This window comes from Streptantibioticus silvisoli (genome assembly GCF_027947535.2).
In the GTDB taxonomy this organism is placed as follows: domain Bacteria; phylum Actinomycetota; class Actinomycetes; order Streptomycetales; family Streptomycetaceae; genus Streptantibioticus_C; species Streptantibioticus_C silvisoli.
Genome location: NZ_JAAGKO020000028.1, coordinates 13,487 through 37,212 on the forward strand (window position 1 = coordinate 13,487; position 23,726 = coordinate 37,212).

At 74.1% G+C, this 23,726-nt stretch carries 21 protein-coding genes; 13 read left to right on the forward strand and 8 right to left on the reverse strand.

What is annotated here, in order from left to right:
* Positions 1-37 precede the first annotated feature (37 nt).
* Both POF43_RS19440 and POF43_RS19445 read right to left on the reverse strand, forming a co-directional pair.
* Complete coding sequence (locus POF43_RS19440) at positions 38-1,702, reverse strand: LCP family protein (protein ID WP_271313399.1); 1,665 nt, start codon at positions 1,700-1,702, stop codon at positions 38-40.
* A gap of 719 nt (positions 1,703-2,421) precedes the next feature.
* Positions 2,422-3,300, reverse strand: a complete 879-nt coding sequence (locus POF43_RS19445) for a response regulator (protein WP_271313398.1) — start codon at positions 3,298-3,300, stop codon at positions 2,422-2,424.
* A gap of 135 nt (positions 3,301-3,435) precedes the next feature.
* Between POF43_RS19445 and POF43_RS19450 the strand changes: the two genes are divergently transcribed.
* Both POF43_RS19450 and POF43_RS19455 read left to right on the forward strand, forming a co-directional pair.
* The gene (locus POF43_RS19450) at positions 3,436-5,268 is read left to right on the forward strand and encodes a sensor histidine kinase (RefSeq protein WP_271324012.1); all 1,833 of its coding nucleotides are present in this window, start codon (positions 3,436-3,438) and stop codon (positions 5,266-5,268) included.
* Complete coding sequence (locus POF43_RS19455) at positions 5,265-6,536, forward strand: PP2C family protein-serine/threonine phosphatase (protein WP_271324013.1); 1,272 nt, start codon at positions 5,265-5,267, stop codon at positions 6,534-6,536. The genes POF43_RS19450 and POF43_RS19455 overlap by 4 nt, the downstream gene beginning before the upstream one ends.
* A gap of 271 nt (positions 6,537-6,807) precedes the next feature.
* On the opposite strand, the gene POF43_RS19460 is transcribed toward POF43_RS19455, so the two are convergent.
* Positions 6,808-7,062: a DUF5133 domain-containing protein gene (locus POF43_RS19460; protein WP_271313395.1), complete on the reverse strand. Its 255-nt coding sequence runs from the start codon at positions 7,060-7,062 to the stop codon at positions 6,808-6,810.
* Positions 7,063-7,276: 214 nt separating this feature from the next.
* Between POF43_RS19460 and POF43_RS19465 the strand changes: the two genes are divergently transcribed.
* The gene (locus POF43_RS19465; RefSeq protein ID WP_271313394.1) at positions 7,277-7,480 is read left to right on the forward strand and encodes a DUF5133 domain-containing protein; all 204 of its coding nucleotides are present in this window, start codon (positions 7,277-7,279) and stop codon (positions 7,478-7,480) included.
* A 98-nt stretch (positions 7,481-7,578) separates the two neighbouring features.
* Positions 7,579-8,364 carry a hypothetical protein gene (locus POF43_RS19470; protein WP_271324014.1) on the forward strand — a complete coding sequence of 262 codons (786 nt, stop codon included), beginning with the start codon at positions 7,579-7,581 and terminating at the stop codon, positions 8,362-8,364.
* Positions 8,365-8,564: 200 nt separating this feature from the next.
* Here POF43_RS19470 and POF43_RS19475 read toward each other — a convergent pair whose 3' ends face one another.
* The gene (locus POF43_RS19475) at positions 8,565-9,332 is read right to left on the reverse strand and encodes an SDR family NAD(P)-dependent oxidoreductase (protein WP_271324015.1); all 768 of its coding nucleotides are present in this window, start codon (positions 9,330-9,332) and stop codon (positions 8,565-8,567) included.
* A gap of 363 nt (positions 9,333-9,695) precedes the next feature.
* The gene (locus POF43_RS19480; protein ID WP_271324016.1) at positions 9,696-10,304 is read right to left on the reverse strand and encodes a TetR/AcrR family transcriptional regulator; all 609 of its coding nucleotides are present in this window, start codon (positions 10,302-10,304) and stop codon (positions 9,696-9,698) included.
* 97 nt (positions 10,305-10,401) lie between these two features.
* On the opposite strand from POF43_RS19480, the gene POF43_RS19485 reads away from it, so the two are divergent.
* The 4 genes from POF43_RS19485 to POF43_RS19500 all read left to right on the forward strand — a co-directional run bounded on the left by POF43_RS19485 (position 10,402) and on the right by POF43_RS19500 (position 13,233).
* A complete protein-coding gene (locus POF43_RS19485) occupies positions 10,402-10,827 on the forward strand; it encodes a nuclear transport factor 2 family protein (RefSeq protein WP_271324017.1) in 426 nt (141 codons plus the stop codon).
* Positions 10,824-11,663 (forward strand): NAD(P)H-binding protein, encoded by an 840-nt coding sequence (locus POF43_RS19490; RefSeq protein ID WP_271324018.1) that lies wholly within the window; start codon positions 10,824-10,826, stop codon positions 11,661-11,663. The genes POF43_RS19485 and POF43_RS19490 overlap by 4 nt, the downstream gene beginning before the upstream one ends.
* Before the next feature lie 174 nt (positions 11,664-11,837).
* The gene (locus tag POF43_RS19495; RefSeq protein WP_271324019.1) at positions 11,838-12,437 is read left to right on the forward strand and encodes a TetR/AcrR family transcriptional regulator; all 600 of its coding nucleotides are present in this window, start codon (positions 11,838-11,840) and stop codon (positions 12,435-12,437) included.
* 226 nt (positions 12,438-12,663) lie between these two features.
* Positions 12,664-13,233, forward strand: a complete 570-nt coding sequence (locus POF43_RS19500; RefSeq protein ID WP_271324615.1) for a maleylpyruvate isomerase N-terminal domain-containing protein — start codon at positions 12,664-12,666, stop codon at positions 13,231-13,233.
* 88 nt (positions 13,234-13,321) lie between these two features.
* On the opposite strand, the gene POF43_RS19505 is transcribed toward POF43_RS19500, so the two are convergent.
* From POF43_RS19505 to POF43_RS19515, 3 genes are all read right to left on the reverse strand, one after another.
* Positions 13,322-13,771, reverse strand: a complete 450-nt coding sequence (locus POF43_RS19505; RefSeq protein ID WP_271324616.1) for a hypothetical protein — start codon at positions 13,769-13,771, stop codon at positions 13,322-13,324.
* 250 nt (positions 13,772-14,021) lie between these two features.
* The gene (locus POF43_RS19510) at positions 14,022-14,495 is read right to left on the reverse strand and encodes an OsmC family protein (RefSeq protein WP_271318487.1); all 474 of its coding nucleotides are present in this window, start codon (positions 14,493-14,495) and stop codon (positions 14,022-14,024) included.
* A 104-nt stretch (positions 14,496-14,599) separates the two neighbouring features.
* Positions 14,600-15,634, reverse strand: coding sequence for a LacI family DNA-binding transcriptional regulator (locus POF43_RS19515; RefSeq protein ID WP_271317303.1), 1,035 nt, complete (start codon positions 15,632-15,634; stop codon positions 14,600-14,602).
* Between the two features lie 731 nt (positions 15,635-16,365).
* On the opposite strand from POF43_RS19515, the gene POF43_RS19520 reads away from it, so the two are divergent.
* The 5 genes from POF43_RS19520 to POF43_RS19540 all read left to right on the forward strand — a co-directional run bounded on the left by POF43_RS19520 (position 16,366) and on the right by POF43_RS19540 (position 23,551).
* Positions 16,366-16,869, forward strand: coding sequence for a GNAT family N-acetyltransferase (locus tag POF43_RS19520; protein ID WP_271324617.1), 504 nt, complete (start codon positions 16,366-16,368; stop codon positions 16,867-16,869).
* Positions 16,870-17,053: 184 nt separating this feature from the next.
* Positions 17,054-17,806: a response regulator transcription factor gene (locus POF43_RS19525; protein WP_271317305.1), complete on the forward strand. Its 753-nt coding sequence runs from the start codon at positions 17,054-17,056 to the stop codon at positions 17,804-17,806.
* A 3-nt stretch (positions 17,807-17,809) separates the two neighbouring features.
* Complete coding sequence (locus tag POF43_RS19530; protein WP_271324618.1) at positions 17,810-19,336, forward strand: sensor histidine kinase; 1,527 nt, start codon at positions 17,810-17,812, stop codon at positions 19,334-19,336.
* A gap of 457 nt (positions 19,337-19,793) precedes the next feature.
* Entirely contained in the window at positions 19,794-21,191 is a 1,398-nt protein-coding gene (locus tag POF43_RS19535; RefSeq protein ID WP_282704668.1) for a bifunctional glycosyltransferase family 2/GtrA family protein, read from the forward strand.
* Complete coding sequence (locus POF43_RS19540) at positions 21,188-23,551, forward strand: glycosyltransferase family 39 protein (RefSeq protein ID WP_271324370.1); 2,364 nt, start codon at positions 21,188-21,190, stop codon at positions 23,549-23,551. Before POF43_RS19535 ends, POF43_RS19540 begins: the two co-directional genes overlap by 4 nt.
* The last annotated feature ends 175 nt before the right edge of the window (positions 23,552-23,726 follow it).

Sequence of the window (23,726 nt, forward strand, 5' to 3'; positions counted from 1 at the left end):
GTGTACCGCGGTCAGGCCGCCGGACGGCTCAGGGTGCTCACGGCGCGGAGTTCTTCACGTTGGGGCTGATCTCGTACGCGTGGACCGGCGTCATGCCGTACGGGGTCGTGGCGGTGGTGACCTGGCCGGCCCCGGTCGCGCCGATGGTGCTGAAGTGGCTGACCTGGGCGCAGCCCTTGTTGTCGCCGCCGTTCTGCACGCTGGCGCCGCCGAGGGCCTGGGCGGTGTCGGCCGGCGCCGGCTTGCCCTTGCCGCCGGGGAAGGTGTTGCCGGTGGGCCAGTCGTTGCCGATCAGCAGCGTGATCTGGCTGCCGGTGCCCTGCTTGAGCGCCGAGGACGGCAGGCCCAGCGTGCCGGCGACCGCCTTGGCCTGCGCCTTCTGGCTGGCCGGGTAGGTCAGCAGGGTCGTCGCGGCGCTGCCGCCGTTGCCGCCGGCGGTCTGCTGGCTGTAGCCCTTGGCGATCAGCGCCTGGGCGATCGCGCCGGCCCGGCCCGGGATCGTCGTGCCGTTCTGCACCTGCACGGCGATGTTGCCGGTGGGGATCGCGGTGGCGGACGAGGCGGCCGTCGACTTCTTGCCGCTGGCGGTGGTCAGCGACTGGTCGTCGGAGACGGTCTGGAACAGCGTCTGCGCGCCGGGGCCGACGACCAGCCGGCCGCCCATGCCGGGGGCCGGGTCCTGGCCGGTCTGCATGGTGGCGAACGTGATGCGGTTGGCGGGGACCTTGTTGACGTCGCCCGCCAGGCTGATCATCTTCGAGATGCTGTTCAGACCGGTGTCGACCGTCAGCGACTTGGTGGCGGCGTTGGCCAGGCTCCAGATCGCGCTGGGGTTGGTCAGGGTGCCGGCGCTCTTCAGCTTGCTGATCAGGCTGGACAGGTACAGGTGCTGCGCCACGGTACGGCCGGTGTCGGTGCCGTCGCCGAAGCCGTGCCGGGTGCGCAGGAACTCCAGGGCGGCGTCACCGGTGAGGGTGTGGCTGCCCTTCGACAGCTTCAGGTGCGAGTACGGGTCGTAGACGTTGTCGCTGACGCAGACCTGCACGCCGCCGACCGCGTCGGCCATGTTCACCACGCCGGAGAAGTCGACCATCATGAAGTGGTCGATGGGTATCCCGGTCAGCTGGTGGACGGCCGCGACGCTGCATCCCGGGCCCCAGTTGAGCGCCGAGTTGATCATGTCGGTGCGCGCCGGGGTGCTGGTGTGGTTGTCGTTGTCCGTGCAGGCCGGGAGGGCGGTCTCCAGGTCGCGCGGGATGCTCATCACGGTGGCGTTGGACCGGTCGGCGGAGATGTGGACCACCATCTCCACGTCGGCCCGCGCGCCGCCGCCGGGGGTGCAGGCGCCGCCGAGCTTGCAGTCGGCGGCGTTGGTCCGCGAGTCCGATCCGATCATCAGGATGTTGATCGGCGTGCGGCCGAACGCGTCCGCCTTCTCGTGGCCGGCTCCGGCGCCGGTGCCCGAGTACAGGTCGTCCGAGTGGATGTTGCCGTTGAGCTTGTTGTACGCGTACGCAACGCCGACGCCGCCGATGACCACCACGAACCCGACCACCATCGCGGTGATCTTCAGGCCCTTGTGCTTGCGCCTGCGGTTCTTGCGCGCCGCGGCCCGCCCCCCCGAGGCGGCGGAGGTGTCCTGCGCAGGGGCGCGCCGGCGTGACGACGCACGGCCTGGCGGAACACTCGGTGTCTCTGTCACGGCCACTTCCTGTGGACATCGAGCCCGGGAGGGGCTTCCTGGATCTGTGAGGAGGGGCTGACGAAGGCGTCAGCGGTCGGGTGCGGCCCACAACGTAACAAGCAATTCTGCATATGATCCACGAGCCGGGATTTGGACAAGTCGCATGATTTACGGTCAAATGCGCCTGACTTGGCGAGATTAAAACCGTTGCCAAATCATTCCCAGACCTGTTTCGAGCCGCCGCAGTCGGGCTCGGACCCGCCGCGGCCGGTTCCGGCACCGTTGTGAACGACGTCACGCACGCGCGGCGGCCGGCGGACGAGGCCGAGTACCGCGCCGAAGACAGCCATGTCACGCACGCACGCACGCGCGGCGGCCGGCGGCTCTCGCGGACCTCGGGGCTCTCGCGGACCTCGGCGGGTCTCGCGATCCCGGCGGCTCCCGCGGTCCCGGTGACGTCACGGGACCGGCGCGCGCACGACGGGCCGCCGCCCGGGCCCGCCATGTCCACCGGTGTCCCCGCCCGCGGCGGTGGCCGTCGCCGCGGTGCCGATCGGCTGGCCCGGGCTGCCCGCCGGCGCCGGCGGGAGGGCGGCACAGCGATCACATATATAAGGACAGGCGGCAGCGGGACGGGAAACGTCAACACCGCGTCCCGGCACGGCGGTTCGGCCGGTCCGGTGCGCGGTGCGGCGGGTGGGCCGCCGCCGGGCCGCAGCCCGCCGCCGGCCCGCCGGTCACTCGTCGGCCGGCAGCGGCTGCGCGGTGTCGAGGAAGAACGTGTCGATGCTGTGCACCGACTGGATGAAGTCGTCCAGGTTGACCGGCTTGGTCACGTACGCGTTGGCGTGCTGCGCGTAGGCGTTGTGGATGTCGTCGGGCGCGCCGGAGGTGGTGAGGACGACCACCGGGATGACGCTGAGGTCCGCGTCGTCCTTGAGGATGGTCAGCAGCTCGCGGCCGCTCATCCGCGGCATGTTGAGGTCCAGGACGATGAGGTCCGGGCGGGCGTTGGCCGTGTCGCGCAGGTATTCCAGCGCGGCCACGCCGTCCTCGACGCGGTGCACGGTGCGGGTCATCTGGCGCTCGATGAGCGCCTCCTCGACCAGCAGGGCGTCGGCGGGGTCGTCCTCGATCAGCAGCACGTTGTAGGGGCGGGCGGGAACGAGAGCGTGCACGGCGGTTCTCCGGATCGTGGGGGTGGCGGGGACGGGTGTCGTTGTGCGGGCGCCGGGGGCCAGCCCTGGCCACCTGCGTCGGGCACCTTGTCGGCTCATACCCCAGGCGGTCCCCAGTTGGGGATAGCCGGCGCCGGCGTGCGCGGCCGCCTGGGCCTCCAGGTCGGCACGCCGCTCGACGGCCTGCCGCAGCTGGGCCAGCGCGTGCAGGCGAGCGAGTGCGCCGGCCGGTTCCGGCGCGGCCACCTGGCCCGGGGACTGCCCCGGCCCGGCCGGCTCCGCCGGTGCGGTACCGCCCGCCGCCCTGGCGCCGGGTCCGAAGTCGAGGCCGGCCAGGTAATGGGCCAGGTCCTCGACGGCACGGTCGGCGAAGGCGACGAGATCGTTCGGTTCGAGCCTGGGGGTAGCGGGGGTAGGAGTGTGATCCGTACGGCGCACTTCCGTAGGGTACGCGCCCGGTCGAACACCCGACAACAGGAGTTGTCATCGACTGTATGCTCTGCCCCGATCGGCGCCCGGCCGGTCGGGCGTCATCGACGTGCTGAATCGACGTGCTGTGGGGAGGGGCTCGACATGGCGAGCCACGTTGACGGGCCCGGCCCGGACATCTCGGCGACGCCGGGCGCGGCACCGCCGGGCGCGAGACCGCCCGCCGGCCACGACACGGCACCGGCCCGCTCGACGGGAACGCCGGCCCCGGCACCGGCCCCGACGCCGGCCACGCAACCGGCACCGTCGAGCACGGCACCGTCGAACACGGCACCCGCGGCCTCCGCCCCAGCCACCGCCACCGCACCGTCGAGCACTCCGCCGTCGTCCGGCTCCCGCCGTTCCCGCCGGACCACCCAGCAGCTCCTCACCCGCGGGGTCTGCGCCGCGCTGGCGGTGCTGGCGGTGCTGTCGGTGGTCGGCATGGTGTTCTTCGCACGGGCCACGTCGGTCAGCGACGACCTGCTGGACCGCACCACGCCCGCGCTGGTGAACTCCGCGAACCTGGAGAGCGCGCTGATCAACCAGGAGACCGGCATCCGCGGCTACGGCCTCAGCGGACAGCGGGACTTCCTCCAGCCGTACACCGAGGGCGCCACCCAGGAGCGGCAGGCCGTCGCCCAGCTGCACCGGCTGCTGCCGGCCGGTTCGCCGGCCTCCCGCGACCTGACGGCCGTGCTGAAGGTGGCCGACCACTGGCAGGACCGCATCGCCCGGCCGATCGCCGCCGAGCCGGCCGGGGCGCCCGCCCCGCTGGCCACCCAGCGCGCCGACGAGGGGCGCAAGGACTTCGATGCCGTCCGCGCCGCCCTGACCGTCCAGCAGACCCGGCTGCGCGCCCAGCAGGTGAGCACCCGCGCCGAACTGAACCACATCGACACCGAACGCGACGTGGTCTTCGTCGTCATCGCCGGCGTCGTGCTGCTGCTGGCCGTCCTGATCTTCGTCGGCCTGCGCCGCGTCGTCACCGGGCCGCTGGACCGGTTGTCGCAGGACGTGCGGCGGGTCTCGCGCGGCGACTTCAACCACCCGGTCGAAGGGGCCGGCCCGGCCGACCTGCGGCGGCTGGCCTCCGACGTCAACACGATGCGCGAACGCCTCGCCGCCGAACTGGTCTTCACCAACCGTGCCCGCGACCAGCTGGACGAGCAGGCCGCCGACCTGCGCCGCTCCAACGCCGAGCTGGAGCAGTTCGCCTACGTCGCCTCGCACGACCTCCAGGAGCCGCTGCGCAAGGTCGCCAGCTTCTGCCAGCTGCTGGAACGCCGGTACGCCGCCCAGCTCGACGACCGTGCCCGCACCTACATCGGCTTCGCGGTCGACGGCGCGAACCGCATGCAGGGGCTGATCAACGACCTGCTGGAGTTCTCCCGCGTCGGCCGCCTGCACGCCGAGCACGGACCGGTGGACCTGGAGGAGGTCCTCACCCGCGTCGAGGACTCGCTGAGCATCGCGATCGACGAGTCCGGCGCCGACGTCCGGCACGATCCGCTGCCCACCGTCACCGGCGACCGCACCCAGCTGAGCATGCTGATGCAGAACCTGCTGAGCAACGCGATCAAGTTCCGCTCCCCGGACCGGCCGCCGCGGCTGGACGTCACCGTGGTGCGCCGCGGCCCGGTCTGGGAGATCGCGGTGGCCGACAACGGCATCGGCATCGAGCAGGCGTACGCGGAGAAGGTCTTCGTCATCTTCCAGCGCCTGCACACCCGTGAGACGTATCCGGGCAACGGGATCGGGCTCGCGCTCTGCAAGAAGATCGTGGAGTACCACGGCGGCACCATCACGCTGGACCCCGACCACGGTCCCGGCGCCCGGCTCGTCCTCACCCTGCCGGTGATGGACGACGCCCCGCCGGCCGCGGACGACGAGCCGCTCGCACCGGCCGGCGCCGAGGCCGCGGGGGAGCGGGCATGACCGACGCCCCCGGTCCCGCGGCGACCCGCCACATCGTCCCGCGGCCCGGCGCCCCGGACTCCGACTCGCACGTCTACCGCGTGCTGCTGGTCGAGGACGACGCCGGCGACGCCCTGCTGGTGGAGGAACTCCTGGCCGACACCGGCCTGTCCGTGGTCCTCCAGTGGGTGCAGACCTTCGCCGAGACCCTCGTCGTGCTGCGGCGCGACGAGACCCCCGACTGCGTCCTGCTCGACCTGCACCTGCCCGACGCCTCCGGGATCGGCACCGTCAACGACGTGCACCGCGCCGGGCCCGGTGCCGCCGTCATCGTGCTGACCGGTATGACCGACACCGGCATCGGCGCCGAGGCCCTGGCCATCGGCGCGCAGGACTACCTGGTCAAGGGCCAGGTCACCCCGGAGCTGCTGGACCGCTCCCTGCGCTACGCGGTGCACCGCAAGCAGGCCGAGCGCACCGCGACGCAGTTGCGCGAGAACCGGTTGCGCGCCCAGGAGAACATCCGGCTGGAACGCGGCCTGCTGCCGGCGCCGTTGCTCGCCCCGGGCACCGTCACCCCGGTCACCCGTTACCTGCCCAGCCGCGAACACGCCCTGCTGGGCGGTGACTTCCTCGACATCGTGCAGACCGACGACGGCGCGGTGCACGCGGTCGTCGGCGACGTCAGCGGTCACGGGCCGGACGAGGCGGCGCTCGGCGTGCTGCTGCGCATCGCCTGGCGCTCGCTGGTCCTCGGCGGCCACCGGGGCGCCGAACTGCTGGCGTTGATGGAACGCATCATGGTCGCCGAGCGCCCGTACGCGGAGAAGTTCGCCACCTGCGTGACGCTGTCGATGGACCCGGCCGGCGCGTTCGCCGACATCACGCTCGCCGGGCACGACGCGCCGCTACTGATCAGCGACGGCGCCCGGTCGCTGGAGTGCCGGGCCGGCCTCGCGCTGGGCCTGCTGCCCGGCGCCCACAACTGGACCACCAGCCGGGTCGGCCTGCCCGACCACGGCGCGCTGATGATGTTCACCGACGGCCTGGTCGAGGGGCACCGCGGCCCCGGGCGGGCCCGGCTCGGGGTGGCCGGACTGGTCGAACTCATCGACGCCGCACCGCACTTGGCCGGGAACGCTCTGGTCGACCACCTGGCCGCCACCACCCGCGGCATGGACGACGGGCGGCACACCGACGACCTGGCGGTGCTGCTGCTCAGCTGGACGGCGGCCGGCCGGACGCCCCGGGCGGCCGTGGTCGGCGACCACGGCGACGCCGTCGTCTGACCGTTGGACCCCGCCGGGCCGCACCGGCGAACCCGCCGACCGAACCGGTGGGCCCGCCGTCCGAACCAACAGGACCGCTGTCCGAACCGGCGAACGCGTCGTCCGTCCCGCTGCACACGCCGTACGAACCGGTAAACCCGTCGTCCGAACCGGTAAACCCGTCGTCCGAACCGATAAACCTGCCGGGCGGGACCCGCCGGTGAGCAACCGGCGATTTTCAGCCAGTCCTGGGGCCGGTCGGCCGAGCGCGGTCCGGCCCCCGCGGGCGTCGTCAGCCGACGGCCGGCAGCAGGTCGTCCCCGCCGGTGAGCACCGAGTCGTCCTCCGGGCGGGCGCCCGGCAGCCGGTGCCGGGCGATGATCATCGCGGTCTCCACGTCCCGGGTCCCGGTGGAGACGCACAGCGTGTAGGCCAGGTCGTCCATCCGCTGCCGCACCTCAGGGGTGCTCTGCTCGCCGTGCAGCGCGAGCAGCGTGCGGTACTCCGTCATCAGGTTGCTCAGCACCAGCGGGTGTGCCATCAGCACGGTGATCTCCTCAGACCGTCCGGTCACTCGGTGCCAGATCGGCGGGCACCTCCGCTCGTCTACCCCGGCCGGGCCGCGTACACGCGGAAGCCGTTGCCGACCACCGGAATCCAGCCGCTTCCGCACGAACCCCGCATCGACGCGTCATTGCTGGGTATGGGCACAATGGAGCGCCACGCGACGATGACGTGGACAAGTGAACGGAGAGTTCCGAATGCAGACCCCGCACCCTCCTGCCCTGCGGAAGCTGATCACTCGGTACGAGACCCTGCGTGCCGCGTACGTCACCGCAGGGGACCCGCAGGCACGCAGTGTCATGAACGAGGCGGCCTACACGCTGTGCCTGGCCACCGGCACCCGGGACGTCGACACGGCGCTCCTCGTCGGCCAGCACCGGCTGTCCGGACCGAAGAGCTGACCGGTCCCACCCGCTGGCCGGAACCGGTCGGCACACCACCCGCCAACGCCCTGTTCTCCGGCCAGGTCTAGCGTTTTCCCCACCAGAGGGGGGAACTCATGGAGGACAGCACCGGCCCACGTGGGGCCGAGCACCGAGCGGGACCCGCCGGGGAATCCCCGGCGTGGGAGTCGCGGATCCAGGCATTCGCCGTCCGGCGCCGCGGCAAGGCGGTGCGTTGGGCGGTACTGGCGTGGCTCGTCGCCTCGTTCGTGCTGTTCACCGTCGAACAGAGCCCGATCCACAGTGACCCGAACGGCCTGGCCGATGATGTCCAGGCCGGCAACACGTCGGTGGTCCGGGTCCACACCGACTCCTCCCGGCTGTACGTGCACTGGCGCGACGGCCCGTTACTCTCCAAGACGCTGTCGCAGCCCCTGGGTGACGACCTGTCGGCCCAGCCCGCCGGGTTCGAGGACCACATCCGCTTCCTGCTGCGGGACAGCGGCCGCAGCGTCCGCTTCACCGGCGGCGACAGCGCGGTCGACGGCCCCGGCGCCCTCAGCGCGATCCTGCCGGCCGACTACCCGTTCTTCCTCAGCCCGGTCTGGACGGCCGCCGGCACCGTCACCATCGGCCTGCTGCTCACCGTCGCCGCCTTCTGCCTCCCCGGCCGCCGTTCGTCGTTCCGGCCCGCCTGGCCCGCGCTGACCCTGCTGACCGGCGCCGGCTTCTTCACCTACCTGTGGATGGAACCGGCGCCCCTGCTGCGCCTTCCCTCCCGCCGCGGCAGCCCCGCCTCCGTCGCCGGCGGCCGCTCCTGCCTCGGCGTCCTGCTGACGTTCGTGCTGATGGGCGCCGGCGCCTACGCGATCCCCGTGATCCTGGGCCTGCTGTACGGCTGACCCGGCGTCACGGCTGGGCGTTCCGGCGGGAGCGGCCGGCTCGCGCCGCCGGCCACGCCGCCGGGGTCGCCCCGGTACCGCCGCCGGGTCTCCACGCCTCCCGTGCCGCAAGGCGCCCCCCTCGCACCGCCCGGGCCCGCACCCGCGCCGCCCGGGTGCTCCCTCGCGCCGCGGGCCGTCCCCCCGCGACGTCCCCCGCCTCACCCCGCGATGACCGCGACGCCGACCCGGCCGCCGTCCACGTCCAGCACCGTGCCGTGGACGAACGCCGCCTCGTCGCAGGCCAGGTAGACGGCGGCGTGGGCGACGGCGCCGGGCGGGCCGACGGTGCCGGCCGGGGTGCCGTTCATCATGAAGGCGCCGGGGAGGACCTGGCCGGCCGGGGCCGGGGTGTGGACGACGCCGGGGGAGATGGCGTTGACGCGGATGCCGCGCGGCCCGAACTCGGCGGCCCAGGCCCGGGTCAGCGTCTCGACCGCGCCCTTGGAGGAGCTGTAGAGCCCGCCCGTCGGGACGCCGAGCCGGGCGATCCACGAGCCGAGGTTGACGATCGCGCCGCCACCCGCCGCGATCATGCCCGGCACGACGGCCGCGGTGAGGAAGAACGGCGCCTTGACGTTGACCGCGTACACCCGGTCGAACGTCTCCTCGTCGGTGTCGAGGGTGCTGGCGGCGGGGTAGATCCCGGCGTTGTTGACCAGGATGTCGATCCGGCCGCCGAGCAGACCGCCGGCCGCGGCGGCGAGTTCCCGCCCGGCCCGGGCCGACCCGTCGAGGTCGGCCGGGGCGAAGTCGGCGCGTCCGCCGGCCGAGCGGATCTCGTCCAGCACGGCGGCGCCGCGTTCCGCGTCCCGCCCGGAGACGACGACGTGCGCGCCCTCGGCCGCGAACGCCACGGCGATCGCCCGCCCGATGTTGCTGGTCGCCCCGGTGACGAGGGCGGTCTTGCCGGCCAGACGTGCGGGCATGGGGTTGCTCCTTCTGAGGTGGACGCCGCGGGCGCCGGTCGCGGGACGCGGCGGGGGATCCCGCCGCAGGGCGCGGCGGACTCACGTCGCGGGACGCCACGGACCCCCATCGCGGGACGCTGCGGGGAGCGGTCGCGCGAGACGTTCGTTGGACCGATCGGTCCAACGCTAACTCATGATGGACCGAACGGTCCACTGTGCTGGTTCTCGTGTGCCCGGAGTCGGGGGATGGCGCTGGGATCGTCGGTGCCCCGGGGCCTGTTGCGCGCTCAGGGTCCCGGTGGGCACGTGGACGCGTTGGGTGGCGCCGGTGTGCGCGCCCGCGCGGTGGCCCCGCCCGGTCCTCGGTCGGTCGGTCGTCGGTCAGTCCTGGGCGGTCGCTTCCTGCGGGGGGTCGAGGCCCAGGACTCCGGCGGTGAAGTGCGCCAGCTGCGCGCGCAGTCTCTCGCGCGGTACGCGCTCCTGGCCGGCCAGGTGCTCGACGAGGTCGGCCCGGGTGGCGGCGAGCAGGGCGTGGGCGGTGAAGCCGGTGTCGGCCAGGCCGGGGATCTGCTCCAGTGCCGCCCGCAGCAGGGTGTGCCAGCGCTCGTAGTGCTCCGCCTGGTACGGGCTGCCGCTCCCGCTCTCCTCCAGGGCCAGCGCGAGGCGGCGGTTGTCGAGCTTGAAGCACAGGACCGCGTCGAGCAGGGCGGGTACCCGCTGGCGCGGCGCGGTGGTGGGCCCCAGCGGCGGCGGGCCCGCCTCGGCGGCCGCCCTGACCGGTTCGAGCCGCGCCTCGTACAGCGCGCGGAGCAGTCCGGGGCGGTCGCCGAAGGCCCGGAAGAGCGTGCCCTTGCCGACGCCGGCCGCCGCGGCGATGTCGGCCATGGTGACGTCCTCGGGGCTCGCGTGGCGGGCGAAGAGGGCGTCGGCGGCCACGAGGACGGCCTCCCGGTTGCGGGCGGCGTCCTTGCGGGGCTTGCGCTCGGGCATGCGGCTCCTTCGTTCGTCCTCTGCTTGCAAAGCGGACCCCGGGTCCGTATCGTCAAAGCGGACCCTGGGTCCGGATTCTACGAGATGGAGGACACCCGTGTCCGCACCGACTTCCCCGGCCGATCTGTACCGCCGCGGTCTGCGGCTGCTGCTGGACAAGGACATCGCCGGCTGGGTCGGCCTGTGGGCCGAGGACGGCGTCATGGAGTTCCCCTTCGCCCCCGACGGCCGGCCCGGGCGTCTGGAGGGCCGGAAGGCCGTCGCCGACTACATGCGCGACTACCCCGACCACATCGACCTGCACGGCTTCCCCGCCCTGCGGATCCACCGGACCACCGATCCGGCGACCATCGTGGCCGAGATGCGCGGCGTCGGCCGCCTGGTGAAGACCGGCCGCCCGTTCGACATGACCTACATCGCCGTCGTGACCGCTCAGGACGGCCGCATCACCTCCTACCGCGACTACTGGAACCCGCTCGCCGTCCTCGAACCCGGCGCCGACTTCGCAGGGAGCGGCCGATGAGCACCGCCGGCACCACGCTGGTCATCGGCGCCACCGGCACCACCGGCAGCCGCACCGCCGCCCGGCTGACGGCCGCCGGCCACCGCGTCAGGGCCGCCAGCCGCCACGCCACCGCGGTCCCCGGCGCCGAGCCGGTCGCCTTCGACTGGTACGACCCCGCCACCCACGCCGCCGCCCTCGGCGGGGTCGACCGCGTCTACCTCGTACCGCCCCCCGGCGACCCCGATCCGGCGGCGGTCATGCTGCCGTTCCTCCGGCGTGCCCGCGCCGCCGGCGTGCACCGCGCGGTACTCCTCAGCTCCTCGGCCATCCCCGAGGGCGGCCCGGCGGTGGGGATGGTGCACCGGGCGCTGCCCGGCCTGTTCGACCAGTGGGCGGTGCTGCGGCCCTCGTGGTTCATGCAGAACTTCACCGGCGGCCACGCGCACGCCGTGAGCATCCGGCAGGACGGCGCGATCTGGACCGCCACCGGGAGCGGCCGGGTCGGCTTCGTCGACGCCGAGGACATCGCGGCCGTCGCCGCCCATGTCCTGACCGGCGAGCACGCCCCCGGCACCGACCTCGTCCTCACCGGACCGCAGACGCTCGACCACGACGACATCGCCGCGATCACCACCGAGGTCACCGGCCGGCCGGTGGTCCACCGCCGGCTGTCCCCCGCGCAGCTGCGCGATCGCCTCGCGGCGCTGATGCCGCCGGAGTTCGCCGCCCTGCTGGCCGACCTGGACCGGGCCATCGCGCACGGGTCCGAGGACCGCGTCACCGACACCGTCCCGCGCCTGACCGGCCGCCCCGCGGGCACCTTCCGCGCCCTGCTGGAACGGGAGACGCGCTGAGCGGTCGATGTTCGGGAAGGGGCGGCGGTCGACGTTCCGCGGCGGTCGACGTCCCGGGACGGTCGACGTTCCGGGACGGTCGGCGGTTGAGGTACGGGGACGCTTCACCTCCGGCGGCACGCTTTCCCCGCAGCGCCCCACCGGTCACCGGGAGCGTCGCCTAAGGTGAAAGGCATGGAGCGAGTGCTGACCGAGCGCGGCCGGGCGACCAGGGACCGGATCGTGGAGGGCGCGGCACGGCTGCTGCGCGAACGCGGCGTGCCCAACGTCGGCCTCGACGACATCCGCGCGGCGACCGCCACCAGCAAGAGCCAGCTGTTCCACTACTTCCCCGACGGCAAGTCCGACCTGCTGCTCGCGGTCGCGGAGTACGAGGCCGCGGAGGTCATCGCCGACCAGCAGCCGATGCTCGGCGACCTCGTCGACCTGGCCACGTGGCACGCCTGGCGCGACCGGGTCGTCGAGCGCTACGCCGCACAGGGCGACCGCTGCCCGCTGACCGCGCTGACCGCGCAGCTCGGCCTGGCCGACCCCGCCACCCGCACGATCATCACGCGGATGTACGACCGCTGGCAGTCCCATCTCGCCGACGGCGTCAGGGCGTTGACCGCCGCCGGCGCGATCCCGCCCGGCGCCGACCCCGACCGGTCCGCCACCGCGATCCTCACCGCGATCTGCGGCGGCGCGACCATGCTCCAGGCCACGAACCGCATCACGTACCTCGAAGTCGCCCTCGACGACGCGCTGTCGACGCTGGGCGTCGGACGGGGATGAGCACCGGGCGTCGAGCGGGTCAGGGGGGCGGCTCGGCGGCGGTCATGTCCGGTGGGGGAGGGGCGGCTCGGCGCCGGCCACGTCCGGCGGGGAGGCGGGACGGGGACGTCCGTCCGGATTACGCGCAACGGTGACCCCCGTCCCCCGGCGCGCGGCACCGAACCCCCGTGCCGTCGGCGCCCGGCGCCCGTAGCATCGGCTGATGCCCCCCGTGGACGGTCGTGACATGGACAGCCGTGACGTCGCCGCCGCGCTCGCCGAGGCGACGCGGACGCTGGCGGAGCACGCCGACCGGGACTGGTCGGTGCCCGCCGGGACGCTGGAGTGGGACTGCCGGGCGACGGCGGCGCACATCGCCCACGATCTGCTGGCGTACGCGGGCCAGGTCACGGCGATGCCGTCCGACGCGTATCTGCCGATGGACCTCACCGTGCGGCCGGCCGCGGCGCCGCGCGACGTGCTGCGGATCGTGACGGCCGCCGCCGGACTGCTGATCGCCGCGCTGGACGCCGCCGGGCCCGGGATGCGGGCGTGGCACTGGGGAGCGTGCGACGCGGCCGGGTTCGCGGCGATGGGGGTCGCCGAGATCCTGCTGCACACCCACGACATCACCGCCGGCCTCGGCATCCGGTGGCAGCCGCCCGCGCCGCTGTGCGCCGCCGTCCTGCAACGGCTCTTCCCCGACGCGCCGCCCGGCGATCCCGTCCCCGTCCTGCTCTGGCTCACCGGCCGCGGCGAACTGCCCGGCCGTGACCGCCGCACGTCCTGGACCTGGACGGCGGCTCGTACGACCTGACATGACGCCGGTTCAGGTCTGACGTTCCGTCAACTCGTGCGCCGGAAAGGCCCCTTCGGGCGGTGGTCGAACGGTGCCACCGCGACCGTCACCGGGACGCCCGGCTCAGCAGGCCGGCCGTGCCCATGCGCAGTTCGTCCGCCAGCACGCTGTTCGCCAGGTAGGAGCCGACCTCGGGCCGGCCGGCGCCGGTGCGCAGCGGGGCGAGGCCGACCAGCACCGCGACCCGGCCGCCGCCGCGCACGAACTCGCTCCACCGCGCTCCGACGGCGACCTGGATCACGTGCCGGCACCGGTCCACCCGCAGCGCGGCCCGCCGTTCGCCCAGCAGGCCCACCCGCCGCCCGCAGTCCGGCACGTCGTGCCGGGACGTCCCCAGCGTCAGCAGGTCCGCCAGGCCGTTCAACGCCGGTGTCGCGACCGGCGAATCGTGCAGCGCCAGCAGGACGAACGCCAGCGGTCCGATCCCGGTCTGCTCCAACCAGCTCCACGAACCCAGTGAGTTGACGAACTCCCTCGACGGTACATACGCGTTCATGCCGCGCCCCCGCATCCCCGGCCGCGCACCGGCTCCCTCACGTACAACGCACTGAAAGCGTGTACATCGCTCGTTCCACTGTGCCGTGCCAGCGGGCCCGCGCGCGCTCCGTGAACCCAACTGCCGTCCCCGTTGGCCGACGGGACGACCGGAAGGTCCCGGTCAACCGGCCGCGTTCGGACGGGCGTTCGTACGGGCGTTCGGGCGGAGGTCCGGGCGGGCGCCGGGGTGGCGGCCGGCCGGGGCGGCGTCACGGGCCGGCGACGTGCGGCAGGTGGGTGATGGGGAAGCTGACCGAACGGGCCACGAAACACAGGGCGTTGACGTCGTCGTGCAGGGCGTGGGCGCGTTCCAGGTCGGCCGGGTCGGCGACGGTGACCTCCGGGCTGAGGACGACACCGGTGATCCGGCCGCCGCCCCCGGTGGCGTCCACGGCCAGTACCGCGCGGGCCCGGTCCTCGTAGCCGGTGACGACGACACCGGCGGCCGCGCACAGGTGGAGGTACCACAGCATGTGGCACTGGGCGACGGAGGCGAGGAGCAGTTCCTCGGGGTTCCAGCGCGCCGGGTCGCCGAGGAACGCCGGGTCGGACGACGCCGCGATCGGCGGCTTGCCGTCGGCCAGCACCTCGTGGTCGCGGCCGTAGGCCCGGTAGTCGCTGGTGCCGCTCCCGCGGTCGCCGGTCCACTCGACGGTGACCTCGTAGCTGTGCGTCGTCGTCATACCACCGACCCTAGGAGGCGGCCGGTACCGGCGACCAGACCCGTGCGCCGACGGACACCGGCGGACACCCGCCCCGGCCCCGTTCCTGGTCCGGTCCCGCCCCGTCAGTCCCCGCAGCCGCAGCTCTCGCGGCGTACGACGGTGACGGGGAGCATGACGGACTCGGGGGCGCGGGTGGGGTCGGCGAGGCGCTGGACCAGCAGGTCGACGGCGTTCTCGCCGAGCCGGCCGGCCGGCTGCCGCACCGTGGTGACCGGCGGCCGGGTCAGCCGGGTCAGCGGGATGCCGTCGAACCCGGTGACCGCGATGTCGTCCGGCACGCGCAGGCCGCGGTGCTCCAGTACCCGCAGCGCGCCCACCGCCATCTGGTCGTTGGCGAACAGGATCGCCTCCGGTGCCGGGCCCGGCCGCGCCAGCAGCGCCTCCGTGGCGGCGCGTCCGTCGGCCTGCGTCAGGTCGCCCCGCGCGTCGGGTGCGTCCGGCACCGGCAACCCGGCGTCCTGGCAGGCGAGTTGGAAGCCGTGGAACCGCGCCTGGGCGTCCGGTGAGTCCTCGGCGCCGCCGACGAACGCCAGCCGGGTGCGGCCGTGGTCCTCGATCAGGTGCCGGGTCAGCTGGCGCTGGCCGTCGGTGTTGGCGACCTCGATGTGGTCCAGGTGGTCCATCTCCCGGGGCCCGGCCAGCATCACCACCGGCAGCCGCCGCGAGACGATCTCCAACTCCTCGGTCGGCACGGTCCTGGCCAGCACCGCGAACCCGTCCACCCGGCCGGCCACCTTCGCCACCAGGCTCTCCGTGCCGCCGGCCAGCGAGGCCGCGATCAGCAGCGCGTACCCGTGGCGGCGCGCGGCGCGTTCCATGCCGCGGATGATCTCGTCGGAGTACAGCGTGATCTCGCCGTCGTCGACGCCCGCCGTGCTGTCGTCGTAGTCGGGGAAGCACAGCCCCAGCACGCCGGTGCTCCGGCTGGCCAGACCGCGGGCGCTGCCGCTGGGCACGTAGCCGAGCTTGCGCGCGACGGCCATCACCCGCTCGCGGGTCGCCTCCCGCACGGCGTCCGGTTTGCGGAAGACCCGGGACACGGTGGCGATCGAGACGTCGGCCTGCTCGGCCACGTCGTACACCGTCGGAGCACTCACCCGGACGTCCACTCTGTAAGCGCATTCATGGGCTGTACAACCTAGCGCGTTCCGGGCTGGCCCGGCAACCGGCGCCGGCGGCGGTTGCACGGGGCTCGCGGGGCGGTGGATGGCGTCCGCGGTGCGGGTTCGTGGGGTGCGGGCGGTGTGCGGTGCGGTGGTTGACGTCCGCGGTGCGGGTTCATGCGGTGCGGTGGCTCGTGCGGTGCGGTGGCTGACGTCTGCGGTGCCTGGCTGCGCCTGCGGTGCGGTGGTTGACGTCCGCGCCGCGTGGCTCGCGGGGCGGTGGCCGGCGTCTTACGCGCGTGGCCCGGGTCCGGTGCGGTGGCTTGCGGTGTGCTGCGCCGGGTCGGGCTCGCGCCGGGGGTGTGCGGCGTCCGGTGCGGTGGGTTCGCGGTGCGGTGTGGTGCCGTGCGGCGGTGGCCGGTGGGGTGGCCGCCGTCCCGGATCGACGGGTGTCCTTGCCTCGGCGTTGAGCTGGCGTGAACTTGCCTCGGCATTGAGGGGTTCGCGCTTCATTTCAGCTTAGTGCGTTCAACTCCCGCGCGGGCGGCTTCTGGTGGGAACTGTCCGGTGGATCATGGTTGACGTCCTGGCGGTCCGGTGATGCTGAACGGCGCGGCCGGCGGGTGCGCGTCGCGGCGGCGGGCGTCCCGCGTGCTGCCCGGCTCCGGTCCTGCGCCGGTGAAAACCGCGGTGACCCCGGCACGCCGCCCGGATAGAGTCGGGCGGTGCCCGAGCTGAAGCGGCTACAGGCCGGCCATGCCCCGGCGGTCCTGGCTTTCGAGCTGGCGAACCGCGCCTACTTCGCCGCTGCGGTCTCCGACCGCGGCGACGAGTTCTTCCACCGGTTCGCCGACCGGCACAGCGCCTCGCTGGCCGAGCAGGACGCCGGCGTCTGCGCCTTCTACGTGCTGGTCGACAGCGACGACGGCTCGGTGCTGGGCCGGTTCAACCTGTACGACGTCGCGGACGGTACCGCCGTACTCGGCTACCGGGTCGCGCGGCACGTCGCCGGGCGCGGCGTGGCGACGGCGGCCGTCGTGGAGCTGTGCGGGCTGGCGGCGGCGCGGCACGGGCTGTCCGTACTGCGGGCCGCCGCCGCCCACGCCAATCCCGCGTCCCAGCGGGTGCTGACCAAGGCCGGCTTCGTCCCGGTCGGTCCCGCCGACCCGGCCCACCTCGGCGGCAAGCCCGGCACCTGGTTCCGGCGCGACCTGCTGCCCCAGCCGTAGCCGCGACCCGGCCGGCGGAGCGGCAACGCGTGGCCCGCGCCGACCGGCCGCGCGGCGCGCGCGACCAGCGTCCGGCGACCGGGCGGCGGTGACAGCCGGTGACCGTCGCGCACGGCCGCGTTTCTCAGGAAACTCACAGCAGGACGCCAGCTCGCTCTCACCCCCCGCGGGCAGGATGGCGGCCATGTCTGTCATACCTTCCCCCTCTCCCGGCGGCCGCACGGAGCTGACGCGGCCGGACGGCAGCCCGGTGCGCGTGCTGGTCGTGGACGACGAGGCGCCGCTGGCGGAGCTGCTGTCGATGGCGCTGCGGTACGAGGGGTGGGACGTGCGGACCGCCGCGGACGGGGCGGGCGCGCTGCGGACGGCGCGGGAGTTCCGGCCGGACGCGGTGCTGCTGGACATCATGCTGCCGGACCTCGACGGGCTGACCGTGCTGTCGCGGCTGCGGGCCGACGGGACCGACGTGCCGGTGCTGTTCCTGACGGCGAAGGACGCCGTGGAGGACCGGATCGCGGGGCTGACGGCCGGCGGCGACGACTACGTGACGAAGCCGTTCTCGCTGGAGGAGGTCGTCGCGCGGCTGCGCGGCCTGATGCGCCGGTCCGGCGCGGCAGCGGCCCGCGCGGAGTCGATGCTGGTCGTCGGCGACCTCACGCTGGACGAGGACAGCCACGAGGTCACCCGCACCGGCACGCCGATCCACCTGACGGCGACCGAGTTCGAACTGCTGCGGTACCTGATGCGCAACCCGCGCCGGGTGCTGTCCAAGGCGCAGATCCTGGACCGGGTGTGGAGCTACGACTTCGGGGGCCAGGCCAACGTCGTGGAGCTGTACGTCAGTTACCTGCGCAAGAAGATCGACGCCGGCCGCGCCCCGATGATCCACACCCGGCGCGGCGCCGGTTACCTCATCAAGCCGGCGGAAGTCGGCTGACCGGTGAAACGCCCCTCCCTGCACCGCGGTTGGTCGTTGCGCAGCCGGCTGCTCGTCTCGTCGGTCACGCTGATCGCGGTGGTCTGCGCCATCGTCGGGGTGGTCACGACGGTGTCGCTCCAGGCCTACCTGTACACGAGGCTGGACAGCAGCGTCGACGACGTCGTCGGCCACGTGATGCACGCGCCCGGCGGCGGGCCCGCGGCCGGGCGGCCCGGCGGGTTCCCCGGTGGTGGCCGGACCGCCTTCGACCCGCGGAAGTTCGTCACCCAGGGCGGCCAGACGGCCGGCACCCTCAGCGTCGTCTTCGGGCCCGACGGACGCGCGTTCCAGGGCGCGTTCAGCCGCGACCAGGCCACGACCGGCCAGTTCGGCTCGACCCCGCTGACCGCCGCGCAGCTGTCCGCGCTGTCCGGGCTGCCGCGCGACGGCGACGACCACACCGTCACGGTGCCCGGCCTCGGCGACTACCGCATGAAGTACTTCGTCGTCCCGGGCGCCGGCACCCGGCTCGCCGTCGGACTGCCCACCCTGCCGGTCAGCGACACCGTCGACCGGGTGATCCTGGTCATCATCTGCGTCACCGCCGCCGGCCTGGCCGCCGCGGGAATGGCCGGCGCGGCGATGATCCGCTACGCCCTGGTGCCGCTGCGCCGGGTCGCGGTGATCGCCGGCCGGGTCAGTGAACTGCCGCTGTCCCAGGGCGAGGTGACGCTGTCGGAACGCGTCCCGTCGGCCGACACCGATCCGCGCACCGAGGTCGGACAGGTCGGATCGGCGCTCAACCGCCTGCTGGGGCACGTCGAATCGGCGCTGGAGTCCCGGCAGGCGAGCGAGACGCGGGTACGGCAGTTCGTGGCCGACGCCAGCCACGAACTGCGCACGCCGCTGGCCTCGATCCGCGGCTACGCCGAGCTGATCCGGCGCGGCCCGGAGGAGCAGGGGCCCGGCACCCGGCACGCGCTGGGCCGCATCGAGTCCGAGGCCGGCCGGATGACCACGCTGGTCGAGGACCTGCTGCTGCTCGCCCGGCTGGACGCCGGCCGGCCGCTGTCGTACGACACGGTCGACCTGTCGCCGCTGGTCATCGACACCGTCAGCGACGCGCGGGCCGCCGGACCCGGCCACCTGTGGCGGGTCGACCTGCCCGACGACCCCGCCCAGGTGCGCGCCGACACCGCCCGGCTGCACCAGGTGCTGGCCAACCTGCTGGCCAACGCCCGCACCCACACCCCGCCCGGCACCACCGTCACCGCCCGCGTGCTGCCCGGCGACGGCGTCGTACGGCTCGACGTGGAGGACACCGGCCCCGGCATCCCCGGCGACCTGCTCCCGCACGTCTTCGAACGCTTCGCCCGCGGCGACGCCTCCCGCGCCCGCGCCAACGGGGTTGCCCCCGGCGGCAGTTCGGGCCTCGGCCTGGCCATCGCGCACGCCGTCGTCACCGCGCACGGCGGCACCATCACCGCCGACAGCGCCCCGGGCCGCACCGTCTTCCGCCTCACCCTGCCGGCCACCGCCGAAGCCTGAGCGCTTCCCCGCAGAGCGGCGCAGGGACGGGGACGGGGGCCGGGACGGCGACAGGGGCCTGCCCGCCGCACCGGGGGCCGCGACGGCGCCCGCGACGGCGATGGCCGCGCCGGGGACCACGACGGCGCCCGCGACTCGGCCGGGCCGCGCGGCCTTTGACGACGAAGGTGAACGGCCGCGGCCGTCATGCGTGTTGGCGCGCGCCGAACCCCGTGCGAGTCGGTGCGGCGCCCCCGCGCGGGTCCGTTCGGCGCCCCCCCCGCGCGAGGCCCCCGCGCGGGTCCGTACGACGCCGCCGCTCGGGTCCGTTCGGCGCCCCCGCCCGGGTCCCCACGGCACCCGCCAACCACCCCCGCCCAACGCCGAGTTGCGCGTCGACCGGGCCCGTCGGCGACTCACAGGTCAATCCAAGGTTCAGCACACGGTGATGACAGTGCCGACTCGCACAGTGATCGGTATGAAGACCTTGACCTTCCCCCCGGCCGGCGCCACCGCGTCCGGGCCGCTCGGGGCGAGCGGGCTTCCGGCCCGCGTCCCGCTGGCCGCCAACGGCGGCTCCCCCCGCACCGGAACCCTGCTCGACGTGGTCATCCCGGTCCACAACGAGGAGGCCGGCCTCGAACCCTGCGTGCGCCGCCTGCACACCTACCTGACCGACACCTTCCCGTACGGCTTCCGCATCACGATCGCCGACAACGCCAGCACCGACCGCACCGCGCTGGTCGCCCGCGCGCTGGAGAACGAGTACGACGAGGTCACCGCCGTCCGGCTGGAGGCGAAGGGCCGCGGCCGGGCGCTGCACGCGGTGTGGTCGGCCTCCGACGCGCCGGTGCTGGCCTATATGGACGTCGACCTGTCCACCGGCCTGAACGCGCTGCTGCCGCTGGTCGCCCCGCTCGTCTCCGGCCACTCCGACCTGGCGATCGGTTCTCGGCTGGCCGGCGGGTCGCGGGTGGTGCGCGGCGGCAAGCGGGAGTTCATCTCCCGCGCCTACAACCTCATCCTGCGCGGCAGCCTGCACGCCCGGTTCTCCGACGCGCAGTGCGGGTTCAAGGCGATCCGCGCCGACGTGGCCCGCAGCCTGCTGCCGCTGGTCGAGGACACCGGGTGGTTCTTCGACACCGAGATGCTGGTGCTCGCCGAACGCGCCGGGCTGCGCATCCACGAGGTGCCGGTCGACTGGGTCGACGACCCCGACTCCCGGGTGCACATCGTGCGCACCGCCGCCGACGACCTCAAGGGCGTGTGGCGGATGGGCCGCGGGCTGGCCGCCGGCGCGCTGCCGCTGGACCGGCTGCGCCGCCCGTTCGGCGACGACCCCCGCGACCACGCGGCCGGCGTACCGGCAGGCCTGGCGCGGCAGTTGGCCGGGTTCGCCGTCATCGGCGGGCTGAGCACCGTCGCGACCCTCGCGCTGTTCACCCTGCTGCGGCACGGCACCGGACCGCAGACCGCCAACGCGCTGTCGCTGCTGGTCTGCACGTTCTTCAACACCGCCGCCAACCGCCGCTTCACCTTCCGGGTGCGCGGCCGGGACCGCGCGGTGCGCCACCAGGCCCAGGGCCTGGTGGTGTTCGCCATCGGACTGGTGATGACCTCCGGCTCGCTGGCCGCCCTGCACCTCGCCTCGCACGACGTCTCGCGCACCGCCGAACTCACCGTCCTGATCGCCGCCAACCTGGCCGCCACCGCGGTCCGCTTCCTGCTCTTCCGCGCCTGGGTCTTCTCCGACCAGCGCGACGGGAGCACCGCCGGCTCCGCCCCGAGCGCCGAAGCCGCCGGTTCCCCGAGCGCCGAAGCGACCGACTCCCTGAGCGCCGTGAGCGCCAACTCCCCGATGGGACAAGCCCGATGACCGTTGTGACCGAGTCCGCGACCGCCGTGACTCCACCGGGGGACGCCGCAGCGCCGGACCCGAGGTGGGCCCGGCCCGCCCTGTGGGGGCTGCTGCTCGCCACCGCCCTGCTCTACCTGGTCGACCTCAGCTCCTCCGGCTACGCCAACTCCTTCTACTCGGCCGCCGTCCAGGCCGGCAGCAAGAGCTGGAAGGCGTTCTTCTTCGGCTCGTCCGACGCGGCCAACTTCATCACCGTCGACAAGCCCCCGGCGTCGCTGTGGCCGATGGAGCTGTCGGTCCGGCTGTTCGGCCTCAACTCCTGGTCGGTGCTGGTCCCGCAGGCCCTGATGGGTGTCGCGACCGTCGCCGTGCTGTACTTCGCCGTCCGCCGCCGCTTCGGCCCGGCCGCCGGCCTGATCGCCGGCGCGGTGCTGGCGCTCACCCCGGTCGCGGTGCTGATGTTCCGCTTCAACAACCCGGACGCCCTGCTGGTGCTGCTCATGGTCTGCGCGGTCTACGCCGTGCAGCGGGCCCTTGAGGCCGGACGCACCAAGTGGCTGGTGTTCGCGGGGGCGTTGATCGGCGCCGCCTTCCTGGTCAAGACCCTCCAGGCGTTCTTGATCCTGCCGGCCCTCGCCCTGGTCTACGGCTTCCTCGCCCCGGTGCGCCCGCTCAAGCGGCTCGGCCAACTGGCGCTGGCCACCGGCGCGTTGGTGGTCACCGGCGGCTGGTGGGTGGCCATCGTGCAGCTGTGGCCCGCTTCCTCCCGCCCGTACATCGGCGGTTCGCAGAACAACAGCTTCCTCGAACTCACCTTCGGCTACAACGGGTTCGGCCGCATCACCGGTGACGAGACCGGCAGCGTCGGCGGGGGTGCCCCCAGCGGCGGAACGGGGGCACGGGCCTCAGCCGGAGGCGGCACCGGCACCGCCGGCACCGGCGGCTCGGGGGCTGGCGGTACGGGGGCTGGCGGTACGGGCACCAGCGGCGCCGGCGGCACCGGCACGCATGCGGTGACCGGTACCCATGCGGCCACCGGGACCGGCACCGGCGCCGGTACCCATGCGGCGACCGGCGCGCACCAGGCGTTCACCGGTGGGGGCGGTATGCCCGGCGGTGGCGGCCAGGGCGGCGGCATGTGGGGGCAGACCGGGATCACCCGGCTGTTCGGCTCCGAGATGGGCGGCCAGATCGCCTGGCTGCTGCCGGCCGCGCTCATCCTGCTGGTCGCCGGGATCGTGCTGACCTGGCGGGCCCGACGCACCGACGCCGACCGGCAGGCGTTCCTGCTGTGGGGCGGCGCGCTGCTCACCACCGCCGCGGTCTTCAGCTTCATGGCCGGCATCTTCCACCCGTACTACAACATCGCGCTGGCCCCCTACATCGGCGCGGTCGTCGGCATGGGATCGGTCGCGCTCTGGCGTCGCCGTCAACACCCGCTGGCAGCCTGGGCGTTGGCCCTCACCGTCGCGGTCACCGGGTACTGGGCGTACACGCTGCTCGGCCGTACTCCGCAGTGGCTTCCGTGGCTGCGCTGGACGGTGCTGGTCGCCGGCCTGGTCGCGGCGGTCGGTCTGGGCCTCGGCTCGCGGATCGCGGCGCTGTTCGCCGCCCGCTCCCGCCGCTCGGCCCTCGCCGCGGCCGGCACCGTCGCGGGCCTCGCGCTCGCCGCCTGCCTCGCCGGCCCGGCGGCCTACGCCGTCGACACCGTCTCCACCGGCCACACCGGCTCCCTGCCGTCCGCCGGCCCCGGCGGCATGGGCGGCCCGGGCGGCATGGGCGGCGGCCACGGCTTCCCCGGCGCGGGCGGCGGCACCGGTGCCGGCCGGACCGGCGGCAGGCAGGGCGGCTTCCCCGGTGCCGGCGCTCCCGGCGGCACCGCGCAGGGCGGCACGCCGCAGGGCGGGTTCCCGGGCGGTACGACCGCCGGCGGACCCGGCGCGTGGGGCGCCGGCGCCGGGACGCGGGGCGGCCGCGAGGGCGGCATGGGCGGCGGCATGGGCGGTCTGCTGAACGGTACGCAGGTCAGCGCGCCGGTGAAGGCGCTGCTGGAGAAGGACGCCTCGTCCTACACCTGGGTGGCGGCCGCCATCGGTTCGCAGAACCAGGCCAGCTTCCAACTCGCCACCCAGGACCCGGTGATGGCCATCGGCGGCTTCAACGGCTCCGACCCCGCGCCGACGCTGGCCCAGTTCGAGAAGATGGTCGCCGCCCGGAAGATCCACTACTTCATCGGCGGCGGCGGCATGGGCCAGGCCATGGGCATCGGCGGCACCGACCCCGCCACCCAGATCTCCACCTGGGTGTCCGCCCACTACACCGCCAAGACCGTCGGCTCCACCACCGTCTACGACCTCACCACGCCCAAGTCCTCCTGACCGCGGGCGCGTTCACCACGCATGCCGGGGCGCCGTCCACCCAGGACGGCGCCCCGGCATCGTTGCGTGCGCACCCGTGCCGCACTCGGGGGAGGGGCGGCCCGCCCTTGCGGCGCCTCCGTCGCCCGGACGCCCCGCCCGGCGGCGTACACCGGCGGCGGTACGGCTCCGTGCC